Source organism: Variovorax sp. GW821-FHT09A10 (assembly GCF_059418385.1).
On the sequence record NZ_JBWKPT010000004.1, the window covers coordinates 420945 to 440503 of the forward strand.

Annotated in this window: 18 protein-coding genes; 11 read left to right on the forward strand and 7 right to left on the reverse strand. The window is 68.1% G+C overall.

The features are described 5' to 3' along the window. Complete coding sequence (locus tag AC07Q9_RS18645) at nucleotides 1-693, forward strand: heme-copper oxidase subunit III family protein (RefSeq protein WP_139700774.1); 693 nt, start codon at nucleotides 1-3, stop codon at nucleotides 691-693. An 11-nt stretch (nucleotides 694-704) separates the two neighbouring features. Continuing rightward, nucleotides 705-1025 carry a cytochrome C oxidase subunit IV family protein gene (locus AC07Q9_RS18650; protein ID WP_495302614.1) on the forward strand — a complete coding sequence of 107 codons (321 nt, stop codon included), beginning with the start codon at nucleotides 705-707 and terminating at the stop codon, nucleotides 1023-1025. A gap of 9 nt (nucleotides 1026-1034) precedes the next feature. On the opposite strand, the gene AC07Q9_RS18655 is transcribed toward AC07Q9_RS18650, so the two are convergent. From AC07Q9_RS18655 to AC07Q9_RS18670, 4 genes are all read right to left on the reverse strand, one after another. Further along, nucleotides 1035-2660: an MFS transporter gene (locus tag AC07Q9_RS18655; RefSeq protein ID WP_159274117.1), complete on the reverse strand. Its 1626-nt coding sequence runs from the start codon at nucleotides 2658-2660 to the stop codon at nucleotides 1035-1037. Between the two features lie 30 nt (nucleotides 2661-2690). Beyond that, a complete protein-coding gene (locus tag AC07Q9_RS18660; RefSeq protein WP_495311213.1) occupies nucleotides 2691-3461 on the reverse strand; it encodes an amino acid ABC transporter permease in 771 nt (256 codons plus the stop codon). A gap of 87 nt (nucleotides 3462-3548) precedes the next feature. Continuing rightward, nucleotides 3549-4313: a basic amino acid ABC transporter substrate-binding protein gene (locus AC07Q9_RS18665; RefSeq protein ID WP_489060709.1), complete on the reverse strand. Its 765-nt coding sequence runs from the start codon at nucleotides 4311-4313 to the stop codon at nucleotides 3549-3551. Between the two features lie 80 nt (nucleotides 4314-4393). After that, nucleotides 4394-5116, reverse strand: coding sequence for a hypothetical protein (locus AC07Q9_RS18670; protein WP_495311214.1), 723 nt, complete (start codon nucleotides 5114-5116; stop codon nucleotides 4394-4396). 179 nt (nucleotides 5117-5295) lie between these two features. Here AC07Q9_RS18670 and AC07Q9_RS18675 point away from each other — a divergent pair, with 179 nt between their 5' ends. The 4 genes from AC07Q9_RS18675 (at nucleotide 5296) to AC07Q9_RS18690 (ending at nucleotide 7339) form a co-directional block, all read left to right on the forward strand. Further along, the gene (locus AC07Q9_RS18675; RefSeq protein WP_489060713.1) at nucleotides 5296-5940 is read left to right on the forward strand and encodes a hypothetical protein; all 645 of its coding nucleotides are present in this window, start codon (nucleotides 5296-5298) and stop codon (nucleotides 5938-5940) included. 13 nt (nucleotides 5941-5953) lie between these two features. Continuing rightward, complete coding sequence (locus AC07Q9_RS18680; protein ID WP_070063237.1) at nucleotides 5954-6496, forward strand: GTP-binding protein; 543 nt, start codon at nucleotides 5954-5956, stop codon at nucleotides 6494-6496. Beyond that, nucleotides 6493-6882, forward strand: coding sequence for a roadblock/LC7 domain-containing protein (locus tag AC07Q9_RS18685; protein WP_489060715.1), 390 nt, complete (start codon nucleotides 6493-6495; stop codon nucleotides 6880-6882). Before AC07Q9_RS18680 ends, AC07Q9_RS18685 begins: the two co-directional genes overlap by 4 nt. 97 nt (nucleotides 6883-6979) lie before the next feature. Then, on the forward strand, nucleotides 6980-7339 hold the full coding sequence (locus AC07Q9_RS18690; protein ID WP_489060717.1) for a hypothetical protein: 360 nt from the start codon (nucleotides 6980-6982) through the stop codon (nucleotides 7337-7339). A 74-nt stretch (nucleotides 7340-7413) separates the two neighbouring features. Here the strand turns inward: AC07Q9_RS18690 and AC07Q9_RS18695 are convergent, their stop codons facing one another. After that, entirely contained in the window at nucleotides 7414-7890 is a 477-nt protein-coding gene (locus AC07Q9_RS18695) for an Lrp/AsnC family transcriptional regulator (protein WP_062478228.1), read from the reverse strand. A gap of 178 nt (nucleotides 7891-8068) precedes the next feature. Between AC07Q9_RS18695 and AC07Q9_RS18700 the strand changes: the two genes are divergently transcribed. The 5 genes from AC07Q9_RS18700 to AC07Q9_RS18720 all read left to right on the forward strand — a co-directional run bounded on the left by AC07Q9_RS18700 (nucleotide 8069) and on the right by AC07Q9_RS18720 (nucleotide 17737). Continuing rightward, nucleotides 8069-11680, forward strand: coding sequence for an indolepyruvate ferredoxin oxidoreductase family protein (locus AC07Q9_RS18700; RefSeq protein WP_495311219.1), 3612 nt, complete (start codon nucleotides 8069-8071; stop codon nucleotides 11678-11680). Nucleotides 11681-11938: 258 nt separating this feature from the next. After that, on the forward strand, nucleotides 11939-12274 hold the full coding sequence (yajC, locus tag AC07Q9_RS18705) for a preprotein translocase subunit YajC (RefSeq protein ID WP_099793994.1): 336 nt from the start codon (nucleotides 11939-11941) through the stop codon (nucleotides 12272-12274). An 89-nt stretch (nucleotides 12275-12363) separates the two neighbouring features. Continuing rightward, complete coding sequence (secD, locus tag AC07Q9_RS18710) at nucleotides 12364-14256, forward strand: protein translocase subunit SecD (protein ID WP_495311221.1); 1893 nt, start codon at nucleotides 12364-12366, stop codon at nucleotides 14254-14256. Nucleotides 14257-14274: 18 nt separating this feature from the next. After that, complete coding sequence (gene secF / locus AC07Q9_RS18715) at nucleotides 14275-15237, forward strand: protein translocase subunit SecF (RefSeq protein ID WP_489060724.1); 963 nt, start codon at nucleotides 14275-14277, stop codon at nucleotides 15235-15237. A gap of 112 nt (nucleotides 15238-15349) precedes the next feature. Further along, nucleotides 15350-17737: a DUF1631 family protein gene (locus tag AC07Q9_RS18720; RefSeq protein WP_495311223.1), complete on the forward strand. Its 2388-nt coding sequence runs from the start codon at nucleotides 15350-15352 to the stop codon at nucleotides 17735-17737. 55 nt (nucleotides 17738-17792) lie between these two features. On the opposite strand, the gene AC07Q9_RS18725 is transcribed toward AC07Q9_RS18720, so the two are convergent. Further along, nucleotides 17793-18329: a Smg family protein gene (locus AC07Q9_RS18725; RefSeq protein ID WP_489060728.1), complete on the reverse strand. Its 537-nt coding sequence runs from the start codon at nucleotides 18327-18329 to the stop codon at nucleotides 17793-17795. 59 nt (nucleotides 18330-18388) lie between these two features. Continuing rightward, the gene (gene dprA, locus AC07Q9_RS18730; RefSeq protein ID WP_495311224.1) at nucleotides 18389-19531 is read right to left on the reverse strand and encodes a DNA-processing protein DprA; all 1143 of its coding nucleotides are present in this window, start codon (nucleotides 19529-19531) and stop codon (nucleotides 18389-18391) included. Between the last annotated feature and the right edge of the window lie 28 nt (nucleotides 19532-19559).

The window sequence follows — 19559 nt, forward strand, 5'->3', positions numbered from 1 at the left end:
ATGAACCCCACCACCGCAACCCTCACCGGCTCCGCCGTCGCCGCGAGCGGCTGGCGCGGGCTGGTGGCCGACTGGTCGTCCGACCGCCAGGCCTTCCAGGTCTCGTGGGGCAAGGCGATGATGTGGATCTTCCTGCTGAGCGACATCTTCATCTTCAGCTGCTTCCTCACGGGCTACATGACGGTGCGCGTCTCGACCACGGCGGCGTGGCCGAACCCGAGCGAGGTGTTCGCATTGCACGTGGGCGGCGCCGACGTGCCGCTCCTGCTGATCGCGATCATGACCTTCGTGCTCATCAGCAGCAGCGGCACGATGGCGATGGCGGTCAACTTCGCCTACCGCGGCGACCGCGTGAACGCCGCCACGCTGATGCTCGTGACCGCCACCTTCGGCGAACTCTTCGTGGGCATGCAGGCCTTCGAGTGGTCCAAGCTGATCCTCGAGGAGGGCGTGCGGCCCTGGGGCAACCCGATGGGCGCGGCGCAGTTCGGCGCGGCCTTCTTCATGATCACGGGCTTCCACGGGCTGCACGTGTCGGCCGGCGTGGTGCTGCTGTTCACCGTGGCCTTCAAGCTGATGCGCGGCGACTACGACAAGGCCGGCAACTACCAGGTGGTCGAGATCGTCGGCCTGTACTGGCACTTCGTGGACCTGGTGTGGGTCTTCATCTTCGCGCTGTTCTATCTCTGGTGAGGACGACCGCCATGAACACCACCACCACCACCGGCCAGCAGCACCCCATCGGCCTGTACCTGAAGATCTGGGGGCTCCTGTTCGTGCTCAGCGCGATGTCGTACATGGTCGACTACCTGCACGTGCAGGGCTACCTGCGCTGGGGCCTGATCATCACCTTCATGCTGCTCAAGGCCGGGCTCATCGTCGCGGTCTTCATGCACATGGCGTGGGAACGGCTGGCGCTGGTCTACGCCATCCTGCTGCCGCCGCTGTGCCTGCTGGTGCTGGTCGGGCTGATGGCCGCGGAGGCCGACCACACCTTCCTCACGCGGCTCTTGTTCTTCCGCTGACGGACGGGCTCAGCGCCGCACCACGAAGCGTGTGATGACGGGCGCTGTTTCGCCGAGGTGAAACGCCAGCCGGCGTTCGCGCAGCGCCATGTCGGCGGCCGTGGCGCGGTTGAAGCGGCGCAGGTGGTCGGTCCACGACTCGTCCACGATCTGCTCCACGTAGCGCTCGGGCTGCGCGATGTCGTGCAGCAGCTCCCAGCCGATGGCGCCCTGGCCCAGGCGCGCGCGCCGGGTCTGCTGCATCACGAGGTGGAAGGCCGCGGCGCGCGACGGGTCGATCAGGTACTCGACCGTGATCACCACGCGGCCGTCTTCCTGCGGCGCCTCGGCGGGTGGGCCGGTGGCCCAGCCGGCCTGGGCGGGGCGCACGTCGTCTTCGCCGCTCACGTCGGTCACCCAGCGCATGGCCGCCAGCATCAGCAGCGTGCCGCTCACGGCGGCGATGGCCAGGCTCAGCTTCAGCGACGTGACGGTGGCCACCTGGCCCCACAGCGCCGCGCCGATCGCGCTCGCGCCCATGATCGCCATCTGGTAGGTCGACATGCCGCGCGCGCGCACCCAGTCGGGCAGCGCGAGCTGGGCCGACACCGACAGCGAATTGGCCACCGTGATCCACGCCATGCCGCCGAAGAACATGGCCGGCACCGCGACCCAGGCGTTGGGCGCCACGGCCATCACGGCGGTGGCCGCCGACTGCAGCATGGCGCCGCGCAGCACCAGCTGGTCGCGCCCGAGGGCCTGGCGCAGCCGCGGCAAGAACAGCACCGCGATGATCGCGCCCGTGCCCATGGCGGCCAGCAGCAGCGTGAAGGTGCCGGCACCGCCGCCCTGGAGGTTGCGTGCCAGCAGCGGCAGCAGCGCCAGCAGCGCCGTCGAATGGAAGAAGAACAGCGACACGCGCGTGAGCACCGCCCGCATGCGCTGCGACTGGCGTACGAACTGCACGCCCACGCGCATCGCGCTGATGAGCTTCTCGCGCCCCAGCGGGTTGGGCGTGTGCTCGCGGCGCCAGCGCAGCACCACGAAGCCCGAGGCCACCGACAGCACCGCGTTGAGCGCGAACACCCACACGCTGCCCGCGCTCGCGATCAGCATGCCGGCCGTGAGCGGGCCGACGATGCGCGAGGCGTTCATGGCGATGCCGTTCAGGCCCAGCGCCGCCGGCAGTTGTTGGCGCGGCACCAGCTCGGGCACGATGGCCGAGAACACCGGCCAGCGCAGCGCCAGCCCGATGCCGTTGGCGAAGGTGAGCGCCAGCAGCAGCGGCGCGGTCATCACGTCGAGCGCGATGGCGGCGCACAGCACCACGGCGGTGCCGGCCAGCCAGAACTGCGTGGCCACCAGCCAGCGCCGGCGATCGAGGATGTCGGCCAGCGCGCCGCTGGGCAGGCCGAGCAGGAACACCGGCAGGGTGGAGGCCGACTGCACCAGCGCGACCCAGATCGGCGAGGTGGTCAGCGAGGTCATCATCCACGCCGCCGCCACATCGTTCATCCACATGCAGATGTTGGCGATGAGCCAGGTGCTCCACAGCATGCGGAACACGGGGAGCTTCAGGGGCTCGAGCGCCGCGAGGTTCGAGGGCTGCGGCCGGGCCGGCGGGAGGGGTGTCTCTTCGGGGGATATGGGCGGCATGTCGCGCTATTGTGGCGCGAGGCGGCGCGCCTAGCCCCGGTCGCTGCGCGCGAGACGGTGTTCCAGTCGGCGCAGCAAGGTCGTGAGGACGAGCGTCATCACCCAGTACACCACCGAGATCGCCAGGTACGGCTCCCAGTAGCGCGCATAGGCGCCGGCCACGGTGCGCGCGGCGTAGGCCAGCTCGGCCAGGCCGATGGCCGACACCAGCGAGGTGTCCTTGAGCAGCGCGATCGCGTTGTTGCCCAGCGGCGGCAGCATGCGGCGAAACGCCTGCGGCAGCACCACGTAGCGCATCACCTGCGCGGGGCTCAGGCCCAGCGAGCGGCCGGCGTCGAACTGCCCGCGCGAGATCGACTGGATGCCGGCGCGGAACACTTCGGAGATGTAGGCCGCCGAGTTCAGCGTGAGCGCGACCACGCCCGAGATGAGGGCGCCGTGCTCCTGCTTGAGCGTGCGCGCCAGCTCGCCGTCGATCAGGATGCCCGAGGTCGGGTGGATGAACACCGGCATCACCGCGAAGTGGATGAGCAGGATCTGCACGAACAGCGGTGTGCCCCGGAAAAAGCTCACGTACACCGTGGCGGGCCAGCGCAGCAGCACGCGCGTGACCCAGGTCCACGGCGCATGGCGCGCCTGCGCCAGCCGCGCGAGCGCCAGGCACAGGCCCCAGCTCGACCCGAGCAGCACGCAGACCACGGTCATGCGCAGCGTCATCCAGGCGCCCTGCCAGAACAGGTCCTTGTATTCCACGAGGATGTCCCAGCGGAACCATCCGAAAAGCAGGATCGGTTGTTCCATCCTTAGCTCCTCCAACTTTCTCAATCAACCAACGGAAAACGAAACGGCCGCTGGGAGGCGGCCGTGTTCAGGAAAATGCCGTGCGGCTCAGCGCACGTTCGGGTCCTTGTTGAACCACTTCTTGTAGATCGTCACGTAGCTGCCGTCGGCGCGGATGGCCGCCAGGCCGGCGCTGAGCTTGTCCAGCAGCGCCTTGTCGCCCTTCTTCACGACGATGCCGAAGCCCTCTTCGGGGAAGGACTTGTCGTCCAGCGTCTTCAGCTCGGGGTGCTGCGACACGCGGTAGGCGATCACGCCGTTGTCGCCCATGGCGGCATCGACGCCACCGCCGGCCAGCTCGGAAATGATGAGCGGCGTGCTCTCGAAGCGGCGGATGTTGGGGCTGGTCTTGCCGAACTCGCGCGAGGCGATGTCGTCGGCGGTGGAGGCGCTGACCACGGCGATCTTCTTGCCCGTGAGGTCCTTCAGCGAGGCCACGGTGCTGTTCTTCGGCAGCGCGATCAGCTGGCGCGCCGCGAAGTACGGCGGCGTGAAGTCGTAGCTCTGCTTGCGCTTCTCGTTGATGGTGACGCCCGAGATCACGAGGTCGACGTCGCCGTTGTTCAGCGCGCCGAAGATGCCGGTGAAGGGCGTGTTGACGATCTTGATCTTCAGGCCCTGCTGCTTGGCGATGGCGTTGATGATGTCGATGTCGAAGCCGACGATCTGCTTGTCCTTGTTCTCGAAGGCGAAGGGCGCGTAGGTGGCGCTGGAGGCCACGGTGAGTTCGCGGTTCTGGGCCTGGGCCTGGGCACCGAAGGCGAGCGTGGCGGCAGCGAGGCCGAGGGCCAGGGCGCGGCGTAGAGAGTTCATTCGGGGTCCTTGTGTCTTGCCGCCCGGCGGGAAGCGGTGGGCGAGCATTTTAGGCGGTCGCTATCGGGAGCCCTTGCCGCCTATCGGGCGAACAGGAAGTAGAGCGCGACGGCCACCACTGCCACGACCGCGATCACCTTGCCCGCGCGGGGCGAGGCGGACGCCCCTGTGGCGTGCCACGTCACGCTGCGGGTGCGCACGGTCTTCGTGCGCCCGCCGCTGTTGCGCTCCGTGCGGGTGATCGCATCGGCCACGACCTGCCGGCCCTCCGGCGAGACCGCGGACATCGGCGTGGCGAGCATCTGCAGCTGCGCCGGCGTCAGCACGCCGGTGCGCACGGCCCAGGCGAGCGTGGCGGCCGGCGAGGCGGGCGCCGCCCATTCGGGTTCCTGTGCGGGCAGCAGGCTGAGGGCCTGTGCGTGCTGCGCAGGATCGATCAGCTGCAGCGCCTGCAGCTGATCGAGCGCGCTCTCGGTCACGCCGTCTTCCAGGCGGTTCGCCATGAGGCTGATCTCGAGCAGCACCCAGGCCGGCGCCTGGCCGCTGACCATGGCCACCGCATTCGCCACGATGCGGTGCGCCTCGTCTTGCGCGCCGGGGGCGGCGCGGGCGCGCAGGCCGGGCAGCGCCTCCGGCGCGACGATGCCCTTGGCGGTTGCCCAGCCCAGCGCTTCGCTCGGGGTGCGCAGCGGCGCGTTCGGCAGGTCGGGGTGCGCGAGCGCCTGCGCGTGTTCCGCGTCGGTCAGCAGGCGCAGGGTGTGCAGGTGCGACAGGGCCCGTGGGCCAGCTTCTTCGGGATTCATGGGGCCCAGTGTCCCAGAGGTCTTGCGAAGGGCCGCGACGCCGGCCCGACGCTCCCATCGTGTGCGTTACTTCTCGGTGCACGTCCAAATTTGGGCATCGACTCGATACACAACGCATCAATTAGTTAACACATATAACAATGAGGAACTATTAAAAGCAATTGCTCAGGGAAGAAGGTATGCCATTGGTTTTGGGCGTCATGGGGCTCCCTCAGGTCGAGGTCGAGCTCCTGAGGATCATCGTTCGCCTCAGCTCCAATCTCCGGTCGTTGTGGACGGTCAGCGAGTCGCAGCCCTGCGACCTGTTGCTGGTGGACGGCGATGCGCCGGCCGCCGAGCGGCAGACGCCGGCCGCGCGCTTCGTGGTGCCGATGGTGGCGCGCGGCGAGGCCGTGGCCGCCGCGCCCGCGCGCCGCACGCTGGCGCGTCCCATCTACGCGGAAGAGCTGGTCGCGCTGCTCAACCAGGTCGCGCCGAGCGGGGCCTCGGGCGACGCGGCGCGCGCCATGGTGCGCTCGATCCGCGCGCGCGCCTCGCTGATCCGCTGGCCCTCGCAGGTGACCCTGCAGCGCCATCCGATCTACGTGCGGCTGGCGGCGGCCCTGTCCAAGAGCGCGCAATCGGCCGAAAGCCTCAGCGTGCTGGGCCGCATCGACGTGCAGGAGTGCAGCACCTTCCTCGGCCTGCTGGAGGAAGAAGGCGCGCTGACCTGGTCGGAGGAAGCCCGCGGGCCGCGCCCCTCGGGGGCCAGCGCCGGCGGCGAGGCCGCGCAGCACAAGCGCGGCCTGCTCTCGCGCATCCGCCGACGCCTCGGGCTGGCCTGAGCAGGGCATCGGCATGAGGGACTTCAAGCTCGTCTTCACGGGCCCGATGGGCGTGGGCAAGACCACGGCCATCGCGGCCATCAGCGAGACCGCGCCGATCGCCACCGAGGTCGCCAACGCCGACACCTCGGTCGCCAAGGCCACCACCACGGTGGGGCTCGACTTCGGCCAGGTGACGCTGGACAACGGCGACCGGTTGCGCCTGTACGGCACGCCGGGCCAGAGCCGCTTCGACTTCATGTGGAAGATCCTGGTGCGCGACGCGCTGGGCCTGGCGATCCTGCTGGACAACAGCCGCCCCGACCCGATGGCCGACCTGGCCCAGTACCTGGACGGTTTCGCCGGCGCGCTCGAGCGCATGCCCTGTGCCGTGGGCGTGAGCCGCCTGCCGTCGCACCCCACCCCCACGCTCGACGACTACGCGCAGGCGCTGGCGGCGCGCGGGCTGGTGCTGCCGCTGCTGGCGGTCGATCCGCGCCGCAAGGACGACGTGGTCGCGCTGATCGAGACGCTGCTGATGCAGATCGAAGTGCTCGACGAGGAGGCCGCGCCATGAAGATTCCCCACGCCCTGAAGCTGCGCGCCGCAGTGGAGGCCCGCCGCGTGCTCGACGAAGTGAGCGGCGTCGCCTCGGTGGTGGTGGCCACGCCCGACGGCTTCGAGATCGCCAGCGTCGCCCGGCGCGACGTCGAGCCCGCGCGCATCGCCGCCATGGCCAGTTCGATCGCCGCCATCGGTGCGGTGGTGTCGCAGGAAGCCGGCCTGGGCCGCTGCACCTGCATCACGGTGGCGACCGACAACGGCTTTGCGCTCGTCAGCCCGGTGCACAGCGGCGAGACCTCACTGGTGGTGAACGTCATCGCCGACGCCGACGCGGTGCTCGCGCAGGCGATGTACCGCACGGCGGCCTGCGTGCGGGCGCTCGAGGCGCCGCAGCCCTAGGTTCTGGCTACGAATTCACGGGCGAAGACGGATTGGCATGCGACGTCTCCACCCTCTTTTTTCATTCGCATGAATTTCACTCACAGGATTTACTGACATGGCCTCGATCCAGACCAGCCTCGACACCCTCCTGACCGCCGACGGCGCCCTGTGCGCTGCCGTGGTCGACTCCGCCAGCGGCATGATGCTGGGCGCTGTCGGCTCCGGCGTGGACCTCGAAGTGGCCGCCGCCGGCAACACCGAAGTGATGCGCGCCAAGCTCAAGACGATGCGCGCGCTGGGCCTGAGCGACACCATCGAAGACATCCTGATCACGCTGGGCAAGCAGTACCACCTGCTGCGCCCGATGGCGCAGAAGGAAGGCGTGTTCATCTACTTCGTGCTCGACAAGGCAAAGTCGAACCTGGCGCTGGCCCGCCGCAAGCTGCAGGACGTCGAGAAGGACATCACCTTCTAATCCGTCTGCCAAGGCGCATCGCCGTCGGGCCGGCTCCCTCGCGGGAGGCGGCCCTTTTCTTTTTTTGGGGGCGGCTACTTCGCCAGATGCCCCAGCGGCAGCGCGCTGTTGGCCTTCACCTCGCCCAGCGAGAAGCTGGTGTGCAGGTCCTTCACGTTCGGCAGGTTCATGAGGTTCTGCCGCGCGAAGGCCGAGAAACCGTTCAGGTCCTGCGCCACCACCTGCAGCTCGAAGGTGCCGGTGCCGCTGATGTAGTGGCAGGCCACGACCTCGGGCATCTTGCGGATCGCGTCCTCGAGCTTGCGCGTGGCCTCGTGGGTGACGCGCTCGGTGTCCACGCGCACGAAGGCCAGCACGCCCAACCCGATCTTGTGGCGGTCGATCTCGGCGCGGTAGCCCTTGATGAAGCCGGCGTCTTCCAGCGCGCGCACGCGGCGCCAGCAGGGCGCCGCCGACAGGCCCACGCGCTGCGCCAACTCGGCGTTCGTGAGGCGGCCATCGGTCTGCAGTTCTTGCAGGATAGCGAGGTCGAACTTGTCAATGCTTTCCATAGGGGTGGATGTTAAGCAAGATTCTTTCTGAAAGTCGTTTTTCAGAGGCAAAAAACGCAAACACCTGTCGCAGACCCCGGCATACACTTTGCGTCACCATGGGCTTGCGCCCTACCGGGCACAGACCCACACCCCTCAGCCAGGCCCACAAAGCCCTGCCAATACGGAGACAGAGAACATGAACGCCCCGCTGCCCGAGCACATTCGCCGCGCGCTAGAAACCGTCACGCTCGACGACAAATACAGCCTGGATTACGGGCGCGCCTTCATGAGCGGCGTGCAGGCCCTGGTCAAGCTGCCGATGCTGCAGCGCCTGCGCGACAAGCAGGTCGGCAAGAACACCGCCGGCTTCATCAGCGGCTACCGCGGCTCCCCGCTCGGCGGCTACGACCAGGCGCTGTGGAAGGCCAGCAAGTTCCTCAAGGAACAGAACATCGTCTTCCAGCCCGGCGTGAACGAAGAGCTCGCGGCCACGGCGCTGTGGGGCACGCAGCAGCTGGGCTTCTCGCCCCAGGGCACCAACAAGTTCGACGGCGTCTTCGGCATCTGGTACGGCAAGGGCCCGGGCGTGGACCGCTGCTCCGACGTCTTCAAGCACGCCAACATGGCCGGCACCACCGCCTGGGGCGGCGTGATCGCGGTGGCGGGCGACGACCACATCTCCAAGAGCTCGACCGCCGCACACCAGAGCGACCACATCTTCAAGGCCTGCGGCACGCCGGTGTTCTTCCCGGCCAACGTGCAGGAAATTCTCGACCTGGGCATCCACGCCTTCGCGCTGAGCCGCTTCTCGGGCGTGTGGTCGGGCATGAAGACGATCCAGGAGATCGTCGAGTCGAGCGCCACGGCCATGATCGACCCCGAGCGCGTCGACATCGTCATTCCCACCGACTTCGAGATGCCGCCCGGCGGCCTGCACATCCGCTGGCCCGACCATGCGCTGGAGCAGGAAGCCCGGCTCATGCACTACAAGTGGTACGCCGCGCTGGCCTACATCCGCGCCAACCGCCTGAACCACAACGTGATCGAAGGCCCGAACGACCGCTTCGGCATCATGGCCAGCGGCAAGGCCTACAACGACACGCGCCAGGCGCTCATCGACCTGGGCCTGGACGACGCGGCCTGCCGCCAGCTGGGCATCCGCCTGCACAAGGTGGGCGTGGTGTGGCCGCTCGAAGCGCAGCTCACGCGCGACTTCGCCACCGGCCTGCAAGAGATTCTGGTGGTCGAGGAGAAGCGCCAGGTCATCGAATACCAGCTCAAGGAAGAGCTCTACAACTGGCGCTCCGACGTGCGCCCCAACGTGGTCGGCAAGTTCGACGAAGGCGCCAGCTCCACGGCCGACGGCTACTCCGGCGGCGAATGGTCGATGCCCAACCCGACCTCGCACACGCTGCTGCGCGCCAACGCCGACCTGAACCCGGCCCTCATCGCCAAGGCCATCGCGGCGCGCCTGAAGAAGACCGGCCTGCTGGCCGCCGCCGGCGCCGACATGGCCGCGCGCATCGATGCGCAACTGGCCATCCTCGAGGCCAAGGAGCGCGCGATGGTGGTGCAGCAGGCGTCCACCAGCGTGGCCGACGCCACGCGCCAGCCCTGGTTCTGCTCGGGCTGCCCGCACAACACCAGCACCGTCGTGCCCGAAGGTTCGCGCGCGATGGGCGGCATCGGCTGCCACTTCATGGCGACCTGGATGGACCGCTCCACCATCGGCTTCACGCAGATGGGCGGCGAGGGCGTGCCATGGGTCGGCCAGCAGCCCTTCACGACCGACCAGCACATCTTCGCGAACCTGGGCGACGGCACGTACTTCCACAGCGGCCTGCTGGCGATTCGCCAGAGCATCGCGGCGGGCGTGAACATCACCTACAAGATCCTCTACAACGACGCGGTCGCCATGACCGGCGGCCAGCAGGTCGGCGAGCGCCCCGAGGGCCACTCGGTGCTGCAGATCGCCGAGAGCCTGCACGCCGAAGGCGCCAAGAAGGTCGTGATCGTCACCGACGAGCCCGAGAAGTACGAAGGCGTGAGCATTCCGGGCGACCACGTGCAGGTGAAGCACCGCGACCTGCTGGACGAGATCCAGCGCGAGTTCCGCGCCATGTCCGGCACCACGGCCATCATCTACGACCAGACTTGCGCCACCGAGAAGCGCCGCCGCCGCAAGCGGGGCACGGCCGTCGATCCGGCCAAGCGCGTGGTCATCAACGAGCTGGTCTGCGAAGGCTGCGGCGACTGCAGCGTGCAGAGCAACTGCCTCTCCGTGGAGCCGCTGGAAACCGAATTCGGCCGCAAGCGCACCATCAACCAGAGCAGCTGCAACAAGGACATGAGCTGCCTGAAGGGTTTCTGCCCGAGCTTCGTGACCGTCGAAGGCGGCCAGCTCAAGAAGAAGGGCAAGAACAAGGCGGCCACGCCGGCCGAGTTCGGCCTGCTGACCGAGCCCGCCATTCCGTCGCTCGTGGGCGGCAAGGTCTGGGGCGTGGTGGTGGCCGGCGTCGGCGGCACCGGCGTGATCACCATCGGCCAGCTGCTGGGCATGGCCGCGCACATCGAGGCCAAGGGCATCGTTACGCAGGACGCGGCGGGCCTGGCGCAAAAGGGCGGCGCCACCTGGAGCCACGTGCTCATCGGCGACACGCAGGACGACATCCGCACCACCCGCGTGGGCACCGCGGCGGCCGACCTGATCCTGGCCTGCGACCCGCTGGTGACGATCAACGCCGAGACCATGGCGCGCATGCGCGAAGGGCGCACGCACGTGGCGCTCAACAGCCACAGCGCGCCCACCGCCGCCTTCGTGCGCAACGCCAACTGGCAGAACCCCGAAGACGCCTGCGCCGCTGAAATTGCACGCGCCGTGGGCATCGACGGCCTGGGCGCCTTCGACGCCGATGCCGCCGCCACCGCGCTGATGGGCGACACCATCTACGTCAACCCGATGATCCTGGGCTACGCCTGGCAAAAGGGCTGGGTGCCGCTGGCGCACGAGTCGCTGATGCGCGCCATCGAGCTGAACGCCGTGGCCATCGAGAACAACAAGACCGCCTTCGAGTGGGGCCGCCAGGCCGCCGTGCGTCCGGACGAGCTGCAAAAGCGCGTGCGCCCGGGTCAGGTCATCGAGTTCAAGAAGCGCGAGACGGTCGAGGCCCTGGTGGCGCGCCGCGCCGAGTTCCTGACGGGCTACCAGAACGCCGCGTATGCCGAGGAATACAAGGCCTTCGTCGGCCGCGTGCAGCAGGTCGAGTCGGCCGTCGGCAAGAGCACGGGCCTGGCCGAAACGGTGGCGCGCTACCTGTTCAAGCTCATGGCCTACAAGGACGAGTACGAAGTCGCCCGCCTGCACACCGACCGCACCTTCCTCGATCGCGTCGAGGGCATGTTCGAAGGCGACTACAAGCTCAACTACCACCTGGCGCCGCCGCTCATGGCCAAGAAGAACGCCAAGGGCCAGCTGCAAAAGCAGAAGTTCGGCCCCTGGATGCTCACGGGCTTCCGCTTGCTGGCGAAGCTCAAGGGCCTGCGCGGCACGGCGCTCGATGTCTTCGGCCGCACCGAAGAGCGCAAGACCGAGCGCGCCCTCATCGGCGAGTACCGCGCCAGCATCGAGGAAGTGCTTAAGGGCCTGCGTGCCGACAACCACGCGCTGGCGCTGGAGATCGCGGCGCTGCCGGAGCAGATCCGCGGCTACGGCCACGTGAAGGAGCGCAACCTCGCGGCGGCCCGCACCCGCTGGACCGAGCTGATGGGCAAGTGGCGCAACCCCCAGGCGCAGCGCGCAGCGGCCTGATCCGCCAGGCCCGTTTCCCCTGACAAAGAGCGCCCTTGCGGCGCTCTTTGCTATTGAAAAGATAGCTGAAAGCCCTCGGGGGTGCGCCGGATAAGGGCGCGAAACGGCCATCCGCGCCGAATACAATGCCCGACTGCGCGCGGCCTCCCCCGCCGAGCCTCTGACTTGCGGCCCGCATCCCTCGTGGGCGCGGAACCGCGGGCCCGGCCTGCGCATCTGAAGTCTTTTTCTTCTCTCTTCCCTCTGCTGGAGACTCTCTTGTTCATTTCCTCTGCTTTCGCTCAAACCGCGCCCGCAGCCGCCGGTGGTGGCGACATGTTGTCTTCGCTGGGCAGCATGCTGCCGCTGGTGCTGATGTTCGTGGTGCTGTATTTCGTCATGATCCGCCCGCAAATGAAGCGCCAGAAAGAAGCCCGCGCCATGATCGAAGCCCTGGCCAAGGGTGACGAAGTCGCCACGGCCGGCGGCGTGCTCGGCAAGATCACGTCCATCAGCGACCAGTACCTCGGTCTCGAGATCGCCAACGGCATCGAGATCAAGATCCAGCGCAGCGCGGTGGTCCAGGTGCTGCCCAAGGGCGCCGTCAAGCAATAAAAGCGTGAGCTGAACCTTGCGCTTCACGGCGCAGGGCCCCAAGTCACGCCGTGTTCCATTTCTGAAACGCTTGTGAAAAGCGCCTTCTCATGAACCGTTACCCGGTCTGGAAGTACACGATCATCGTGATCGTGCTACTCGTGGGGCTCATCTACGCCCTGCCCAATTTCTTCGGCGAGGCACCCGCGGTGCAGGTGTCCGCGGCCAAGACGACCGTCAAGGTCGATGCCGCCACCCAGGCCCGGGTCGAGGAGGCGCTGAAGACCGCCGGCCTGACGCCCGACCTGGTGACGCTGGACGCCGGCTCCCTGCGCGCCCGCTTCACCACCACCGACGACCAGCTCAAGGCGCGCGACGTCGTGCAGCGCGCCCTGGTGCCCGACGCCAGCGACCCGCCCTACACGGTGGCGCTGAACCTGCTGTCGCGTTCGCCCAAGTGGCTCACGGCGCTGCATGCGTACCCGATGTACCTGGGCCTCGACTTGCGCGGCGGCGTCGACTTCCTGCTGCAGGTCGACATGAAGGGTGCCATCGACAAGAAGGCCGAATCGTTCGCGAGCGACCTGCGCACCACCTTCCGCGACAAGAACATCCGCGGCACCCAGGTCAGCCGCAACGGCCAGACCGTCGAGGTGACCTTCCGCGACGCGGCCTCGCTCGAGACCGCCAAGCGCCTGATCGTGGACCAGTTCCCCGACCTCAGCACCACCGACACGCAAGACGGCACCAACTGGCGCCTGACCGCCACCATCAAGCCCGAGGCGGCCCGCCGCCTGCAGGACGCCGCGCTCAAGCAGAACATCACGACCCTGCACAACCGGATCAACGAACTCGGCGTGGCCGAGCCGGTGATCCAGCAGCAGGGCCTGGACCGCATCGTCGTGCAGCTGCCCGGCGTGCAGGACACGGCCAAGGCCAAGGAAATCCTGGGCCGCACCGCCACGCTCGAAATGCGCATGGTCGACGAAAGCTCCGAAGGCCGCGCGGCCGAACTGAGCGGCGCGCCCGTGCCCTTCGGTTCCGAGAAATTCCTCGACCGCGGTGGCCGTCCGGTGATCGTGAAGAAGCAGGTGCTCGTCACCGGCGAGAACCTCACCGACGCCCAGCCCGGCTTCGACCAGCAGAGCAACCAGCCCAAGGTCGACCTGACCATGGACGCCAAGGGCGGTCGCATCATGCGCGACGTCAGCCGCGAGAACTACAAGAAGCGCATGGCCATGCTGATCTTCGAGAAGGGCAAGGGCGAAGTGCTCACGGCTCCCTCGATCAACGGCGAGCTGGGCAACCGCTTCCAGGTCTCGGGCTCGATGACGGTGGCCGAGGCCAGCGACCTGGCCCTGCTGCTGCGCGCCGGCTCGCTGGCTGCGCCCATGGAGATCATCCAGGAGCGCACCATCGGCCCGACGCTCGGCGCCGACAACATCGAAAAAGGCTTCAAGAGCGTGATGTACGGCTTCCTGGCCATCATGGTCTTCATGTGTGCCTACTACGCGCTGTTCGGCCTGTTCTCGTCGATCGCGCTGGCCGTGAACCTGATGCTGCTGGTCGCCATCCTGTCGATGCTGCAGGCCACGCTCACGCTGCCCGGCATCGCGGCCATGGCGCTGGCCATCGGCGTGGCCATCGACTCCAACGTGCTGATCAACGAGCGCGTGCGCGAAGAGCTGCGCAACGGCGCCTCGCCGCAGGCCGCCATCCACGCGGGCTACGACCGCGCCTGGGGCACGATTCTCGACTCCAACGTGACCACGCTGATCGCGGGCATCGCGCTCCTGGCCTTCGGCTCGGGCCCGGTGCGCGGCTTCGCGGTGGTGCACTGCATCGGCATCGTCACCTCGATGTTCTCCGCCGTGTTCTTCTCGCGCGGCCTCGTGAACTTCTGGTACGGCCAGAAGAAGAAGCTCAAGTCTGTGTCGATCGGCACCGTCTGGCGGCCCAAAACCGATAGCGCCGACGGCACCGCCGTGGTCGACACCAAGTAACGGCCGAGGACCATCGCCATGGAATTCTTCCGCATCCACAAGACCATCCCGTTCATGCGCCATGCCCTGGTGCTGAACATCATTTCCTTCGCCACCTTTGCGCTGGCGCTGTTCTTCCTGTTCCACCGCGGACTGCATCTGTCGGTGGAGTTCACCGGCGGCACGGTGATGGAAGTGGCCTACGAGCAATCGGCCGACATCGGCAAGGTGCGCGAGGCCGTCACCAAGCTCGGCTATCCCGAAGTGCAGGTGCAGAACTACGGCACCTCGCGCGACGTGCAGATCCGCCTGCCCACCCAGAAGGGCATGAGCTCCGACCAGCAGAGCGCGCAAGTCATGCAGGCGCTGAAGTCGGTCGACCCGTCGGCCACGCAGCGCGGCATCGAGGTCGTCGGGCCGCAGGTCGGCGAGGAGCTGACCACCAACGGCATCAAGGCGCTGGCCATGGTGGTGATCGGCATCATGATCTACCTGGCGTTCCGCTTCGAGTGGAAGTTCGCGCTGTCCACCGTGCTGGCCAACCTGCACGACGTGGTGATCATCCTGGGCTTCTTCGCCTTCTTCCAGTGGGAGTTCTCGCTGGCGGTGCTGGCGGCGGTGCTCGCGGTGCTGGGCTACTCGGTGAACGAGTCGGTCGTGATCTTCGACCGCGTGCGCGAGAACTTCCGGCGTTACCGCAAGATGACCACCACCGAAGTCATCGACAACGCGATCACCTCGACCATCAGCCGCACGATCATCACCCACGGCTCCACGCAGCTCGTGGTGCTGTCGATGTTCTTCTTCGGCGGCCCGACGCTGCACTACTTCGCGCTGGCACTGACCATCGGCATCTGCTTCGGCATTTATTCGTCGTGTTTCGTGGCTGCCGCGATCGCGATGTGGCTGGGCGTGAAGCGTGAAGACCTGATCAAGGGCCCGCCGGTCAAGCGCGACGGCGATCCGGGCGGCGACGACCCGAACGCTGGCGCCGTGGTCTGAGGGATACTTCGGCGCCAGCTTCGCGTCACCCGCACTTGTGCGGTGGCGCATCCCGATGCAAGCTCGGGGCTGTCGTCGATGAACCGTTCTCTCCGGCCTTTCCGATCCATCAATGAGCACTGCGCGGTCCGCTTCTTCCCTGCAGCTCGCACGCGAGGCGCGTGAGCGTTTCGTGGCGGCCACGGAAGGTGCGATCGCTCCGCTGGCCCAGGCCATCCGCGACCGGCTGACCGCGGTGGCGTCCGATGTCGGCAGCGCGCGCACCATGCAGGAAAGCCGCGACGACCTCGTGGCGTTCCAGGGCCACGCCTCGCAGTGGGTGTCGCTGGCGCAGACCGGCTGGCGCAAGGCGCTGGGCGCGAGCCCGACGGGTGCCGCCTCGTCGGCCCCCGCGGCGCTGCGGCTGGAACTCATCGGCGACGAGGTGGTCGAGAGCAACATCCTCGCCTCGCGCCTGGCACAGACCATCCACGACAAGGCCAGCTTCGAACTCAGCGACCTGCGCCTGCGCATCCAGCACCTCGAGGGCACGCACGAGCTCGACGCCCGGGACGTGCTGAAACCCGAGACGCTGGCCCAGCTGCTGGTGGACCAGTGGCTGGCCGCCGGCCTGAGCCGCGAGGCCTGGGGCCGCGTGCAAAACACGGTGCAGCAGGCGCTGGCCGACGTGATCGTGAAGGCCTACGAAAGCGCCAACGCTTTCCTGATCGCGCAGGGCGTGATGCAGGAGATCGACCTCAAGAGTTTCGTGCGCCGCACGGGCGATTCGGGCGGCGGCACCTCGTCCATGGGCATGCCGGTGACGTCGAACATGCCGATGGGCCACGGTGGGCAAGGCACGGCCGGTGCGGCGGTGCCGCATGCCCAGCCGCCATCGCAGCCGCAGCGACCGGGCTTCGGCTTCCAGGCGTCGGTGCCGTCGTCGGGTTCGGCCTCCAGCTCGATGATGGGCAGTTCGCCGCTCGCCTTCGCACGGCAGCGCGCGCAGACCGCGCTGCTGAGCCTCAAGCGTTTTGTCGCCGCGCGCATCGGTGGCGAGGCCGGTGCCTCGCAACCGGGCGGGGTGACTGGCACCGGCGGCGGCGTGGCGGCGCCCCGCGTGTTTTCCAGAACTTTTGCCGGCGCCATCGCCGATGCCGAGGTCGCCTACCGCATGGCGGCCACGCAGTACATGGACGGCGGTGGCGAGCAGGCCACGTTGATCCAGCAGACCGCTGTCGACCTGCGCCGCCGCACCGCCGAACTCAAGAAGCGCGCCCCCACCACGGCCGACAAGGCCACGGTCGAGATCGTGGCGCTGATGTTCCAGGCCATCCTCGCGGAAGAGCGCATTCCGTTCTCCGCGCGCGTGTGGTTCGCGCGGCTGCAGATGCCCGTGCTGCGCGTGGCCATCGCCGAGCCCGAGTTCTTCGGCACCTTGCAGCACCCCGCGCGCATGCTGATCGACCGCATGGGCTCCTGCGTGATGGGCTTCGATGCCGCCGCCATCACCGGCAGCGCACTCGAAAACGAGATCAAGCGCGTGGTGCAGGTGATCGAGCAGTACCCCGAGACCGGCCAGCGCGTGTTCAAGCTCGTGTTCGACGAATTCGTCGCCTTCCTCAGCCGCTACCTCACGCAGAGCGACGCCACGCAGCGCGTCATGAGCGTGGCGCAGCAGGTCGAGCAGAAGGAGACGATGGCGATCCAGTACACCATCGAGTTGCGCAAGATGCTCAACGACATGCCGGTGCGTGACGAGATCCGCGAGTTCCTGTTCAAGGTCTGGGCCGAGGTGCTGGCCATCGCCGCGCTGCGCTACGGCGCGCAGGGCGAGCACACCGTGATGCTCAAGCGCGTGGCCTCCGAGCTGGTCTGGGCCGCGAGCGCCAAGCCCAACCGCGCCGACCGCGCCCGCGTCATTCAAGACCTGCCGCAGCTGCTGCAGCGCCTGCGTCAGGGCATGGACCTGCTGGGCATCGTCGGCGAGCCGCAAGAGGGCCACATCAAGACCATCGGCGCCACGCTCACCGACGCCTTCATGTCGAAGACCGAGGCCATTCCCCAGGCCAAGATTGAGGCCATGGCCGAGCGGCTGGCGCACCTGGAAGACTTCGTGAGCGACGACGGCAGCGCCTCCAGCCTGCCGCTGGACGCGCAGAGCATCGAGCTGCTGCTCGGCGTGGACGCGACCGCCATCGAGGTCATTTCCGACACCGCCGGCGTCAAGGTCGCGGAAGACATGCTCGCGTGGACCCACGAGCTGCAGGTCGGCAACTGGTTCATGCTGGACCACAACGACCGCGTCACCCAGGTCCAGTTCGTCTGGCGCAGCGACCGCAAGCGGCTGCACCTGTTCGCCTCGGCCGACGGCCGCAGCTTCCTCATCCAGGCCGGACGGCTGGCAATGTACCTGCAGGCCGGCCTGCTGGTGCCGGCCGAGGAAGAGACGCTCACCGCGCGCGCGACGCGCGAGGCGCTGGCGAAGCTCGATGCGAATCCTGAGCGGCTGCTGAACTAGTCAGCCGCGCGGCGGTTCTCGTCTGTGGGGAAGTGCGCGCAGCTCGGAGGCGAGCTCAGTGTGCCGTACGGCCTTCGCGGCTTTCGCAGAGTTCGTCGAGCACGAGGGCATCGGGCTCGATGCCGGTGCTCCAGTGCACCATCAGCACGATGATCTTGAGTTCGTCCAGCGCCACCGGGTCGCCCGGTGCGGCCATCGCGCGCTCGACGACGATCTCGCGCAGGCCACAGGGCAGCACGTTCGACAGTTCGAGAAAACGGATGAAGCCGAGGCATTCGGCGCCAAGGTGTTCCTGCTCCGACGGCGAGTACACGCGCATCGACTGGCTCGACTGGGGCAGCGCCGCATCGGGCGCGCCGCCCAGCGTGACGCGGGCGGTGGTGATGGCGTTGTCGTCGTCGCCTTCACGGGCCTGGTGTTCAAACTGCAGGCCTTGCGTGGCCAGGCTCAGTCCGTCGAGCCACTGCAGGGCGTCGCGAATTTCTTCCGCCTCGAAACCGTGCGCACTGAGCTTGCGGCCCAGCTGTTCGGGTTCGGGGCAGGCATCGCCGCGCCAGTAGTTTTCATACACAAACACGAGCACTTCGAACATAGGGCCAATATAGCCCAGGAATCTGTCGTGTGTCCCCAGGCTTTCGTGCACTTCGCGTGTCAGCCGACGGCGGCTCTTTGAAACAGGCCGCCGGGCAAACGCGAGACATGCCCGTCGAGCTCAAGCTCAAGCATCTTCGCCTGCAGCTGGGCCGCGCTCCAGCCGGTGCGCGCGCTCAACGCATCGAGGCTCACCGGGTCGAAGCCGAGGGCATCGAGCAGCGGATGTTCCGGGGCCGGCGAAGGCGTGTCGCTGGCCGGCGTGCGAGCGGCCGGCGCGAGCGGCGGCAGCTCTTCGAGGATGTCGTTCACCGACTCGACCAGCTTCGCGCCTTGGCGGATCAGCGCGTGGCAGCCGCGCGATTGCGGCGAGTGGATCGAGCCCGGGATCGCGAACACTTCCTTGCCCTGTTCCGACGTGAGCCGCGCGGTGATGAGCGAGCCCGACGCCAGCGCCGCCTCGACCACCAGCGTGCCGCGCGCCAGGCCCGCAATCAGGCGGTTGCGCTTGGGAAAGTTCTGCGTGAGCGGCGGCGTGCCCAGCGGCAGCTCGCTCACGATCAGCCCTTGCAGCGTGATGCGGTGCGCCAGGTCGCGGTGCCGTGCGGGGTACACGCGGTCCAGGCCGGTGCCGACCACGGCCACGGTGGCGAGCACGGGGGCGTCGCCGGCCGCGTCGAGCGCGCCCAGGTGCGCCGCGCCGTCGATGCCGAGCGCCAGACCCGAGACCACGGGCAGGCCCGCTTCGCCCAGCGCCCGTGCGAAGGCGCGCGCATGGCTGGCGCCCTGCGGCGTCGGGTTGCGGCTGCCGACCACGGCAAGGCTGCGGCCGAGTTGCGTGAGGTCGAAGGCAGCGGCGCCGAGCACGTAGAGCATCAGCGGCGGGTCGACCATTTCGAGCAGAGAAGCCGGGTAGCCGGCATCGCCGAGCGTCACGACGCGGCGCGTGATGGCGCCGCCGGTGTTGTCGTCCGCGGGGTGCAGCCATTGCCAGGTCTGGTCGACCTGCGCCTGCAGGCCGGAGGGCGGCTGCTTCAACGCGGCGGCCTGGGCGGTGCTGACGACTTCGCCCAGCGTCGCCTCGGGCTGCGCGAAGATCGCGTCAGGCAGCCCAAAGGCCGCGAGCAGACGGCGTGCGGCGCCGTCGCCGACGCCTGGTGTCAGTGAAAGTCGCAGCCAGCCTGCGAGTTCTGCGCGTTCCAAACGAGTGTGCGAGAAAAAAGCCTCAGGC